This is a genomic window from Roseicyclus sp., from assembly GCF_052168335.1.
Taxonomy (GTDB): Bacteria; Pseudomonadota; Alphaproteobacteria; order Rhodobacterales; family Rhodobacteraceae; genus Roseibacterium.
In genome coordinates, this window is record NZ_JBQLZP010000207.1 from 1 (window position 1) to 2,170 (window position 2,170).

Here is a 2,170-nt window from a genome sequence, read left to right on the forward strand (position 1 = left end):
AGCTGCCGCGCCTCGCCTGGCACATCGGCAACCGGCACACGCCCTGCGCGGTGGCGCGCGATCACCTCCTGATCCGGGCGGATCACGTTCTGGCGGACATGCTGCGCGGGCTGGGGGCGGGGCTGACCGAGGTCCATGCGCCCTTCACGCCGGAGGGCGGCGCCTACGGGCACGGGCGCACGCTCGGACATTCGCATGGGCATTCGCATGGCCACTCGCATGGCCACTCGCATGGGCACGCCCACGCGCACGACCACACGCACAGCCACGGGCACAGCCACGGGCAGTCGCAGGATTACCACGGCCACGCGCATGACCACGGCGGCGACGCGGACGGCGACGCGGGCTGAGCCATGGCCGCCCCCGCCGACCTCCTCGCGCTGACGCAGTGGCTGTCGCCCGCCTTCCCGGTCTCGTCCTTCGCCTATTCCCACGGGCTCGAGGCCGAGATCGCCTCGGGCCGCGTCCATGACGGCGCCACGGCGCAGGCCTGGATCGCGACCGTGCTCGAGGCGGGCAGCGGGCGGACGGACGCGATCCTGCTGGCTGCCGCGATGGCCCCGGGGGCCGATCTCGACGCGCTCTCCGACATGGCGCGCGCGCTCGCGGGGTCGGCCGAACGCTGGGAGGAGACGCGCGCGCAGGGCGCGGCCTTCGCCGCGACGCGCCGCGCCATGGGGGCGGAGGGGGAGGACAGGCCCTATCCCGTCGCCGTCGGAGAGGCCGCCCGCGCGCTCGCCCTGCCGCCCGGAACGGTCGCGGCGCTCTATCTCCAGGCGCTCGGAGGCGCGCTCGTCTCGGTGGCGGTGCGCTTCGTGCCGCTGGGGCAGGCGGAGGGGCAGCGCATCCTCGCCGCCCTCGCGCCGCTGGCCGGGCGCGTGGCGGCGGCGGCGGCCGAGGTGCCGCCCGAACGGGTCATCGACAGCCTCGGCGGAGCGGCATTCGGCGCCGATCTGGCCGCGATGGAACACGAGACGCAGGAGGTGCGGCTGTTCCGCACCTGACGAGAGGAGAGACAGGGATGGGCAGCGCGAACGGACCCCTCAGGGTCGGCATCGGCGGGCCGGTCGGCGCGGGCAAGACGACGCTGACCGAGAAGCTCTGCCGGGCGATGTCGCGGACCCACTCGGTCGCGGTCATCACCAACGACATCTATACCGCCGAGGATGCCGAGTATCTCCTTCGCGTGCAGGCGCTGCCCGCCGAGCGCATCCGCGGCGTCGAGACGGGCGGCTGCCCGCATACCGCGATCCGCGAGGACGCCTCGATCAACCTCGCCGCCGTCGCGGACTTCCGGGCGCGCATCCCCGACCTCGACGTGATCCTCATCGAATCGGGCGGCGACAACCTCGCCGCGACCTTCTCGCCGGAACTGGCCGACCTGACGCTCTACGTGATCGACACCGCCGCCGGGCAGGACATCCCGCGCAAGAAGGGGCCGGGGGTCACGCGCTCGGACCTGCTGATCGTGAACAAGGTGGACCTCGCCCCCCATGTGGGCGTCGACCGCGACCTCTTGGAGGCCGACGCCGCGCGGGCGCGGGCCGGGCGGCCCTTCGTCATGGCGAGCCTGCGGAACGGGCAGGGGATCGACGAGGTCGTGGCCTTCCTGACCCGCGCGGGCGGGCTCTGAGCGGTCAGGCCTTCTCGCGCGTGCGTCCGGCCTTCGGCAGGAGGGCGGCCTGCGTCTCGGTCAGGAGCGCCGAGAACCGCCGGTCGCCCGTCGCCTCGAAGCCGTGGCGGGCGATCAGGCCCGCGCGCTTCGCGTGACCCTGCACCAGCGCCGCCCGCGCCTTGCGGAGCTGCGTGCCGACGCAGGCCCGGCTCGGCCCCTTGAGCGCGGCCCTGAGTTCGGTGGCGTCCCGCTCCCCCTCGGACAGCATCCGCAGGAGCGAGACCGAGGCCCCCTCGTCGAGCAGGATGCGCGCGAAGTCCCGCCCGGCATAGGGCATCCCGAGCAGCGTAGTGTTCGGCGCCGCGAAGAGCGCGGCCTGCGCCGCCATCGCCACGTCGGTCGGATCGTGGAGAATCACCGCGTCGCGCGCCTTGCGCAGGCTGCGGGGGGCGTGGCCCATGGGTCCGGTGAAGTCGAGCCGCCGCGCGCCCCGGAAGCGCCGCTCGAAGGGCACCTCGGAGGGGTTCAGCGCGGCGCCGGTCGCCACGCTGAACC

General features: G+C 74.3%; 2 protein-coding genes and 2 pseudogenes. 3 read left to right on the top strand and 1 reads right to left on the bottom strand.

Annotation, left to right across the window (positions count from 1 at the left end):
- The 3 genes and pseudogenes from ACTS11_RS06500 to ureG all read left to right on the top strand — a co-directional run.
- Positions 1 to 350 (top strand): annotated as a pseudogene (locus ACTS11_RS06500) (urease accessory protein UreE); the annotation flags it as partial.
- A 3-nt stretch (positions 351 to 353) separates the two neighbouring features.
- Positions 354 to 1,004, top strand: a complete 651-nt coding sequence (locus ACTS11_RS06505; protein ID WP_442639520.1) for an urease accessory protein UreF — start codon at positions 354 to 356, stop codon at positions 1,002 to 1,004.
- A 17-nt stretch (positions 1,005 to 1,021) separates the two neighbouring features.
- Positions 1,022 to 1,633: an urease accessory protein UreG gene (gene ureG, locus ACTS11_RS06510; protein WP_442639521.1), complete on the top strand. Its 612-nt coding sequence runs from the start codon at positions 1,022 to 1,024 to the stop codon at positions 1,631 to 1,633.
- Between the two features lie 4 nt (positions 1,634 to 1,637).
- Here ureG and ACTS11_RS06515 read toward each other — a convergent pair.
- Positions 1,638 to 2,170, bottom strand: a pseudogene (locus ACTS11_RS06515) (hypothetical protein); the annotation flags it as partial.

Bases quoted from the DNA above. Each gene is read 5' to 3' on its own strand.
- ACTS11_RS06505 (WP_442639520.1), top strand. From the start codon at position 354: ATGGCCGCCCCCGCCGACCTCCTCGCGCTGACGCAGTGGCTGTCGCCC.
- ureG (WP_442639521.1), top strand. From the start codon at position 1,022: ATGGGCAGCGCGAACGGACCCCTCAGGGTCGGCATCGGCGGGCCGGTC.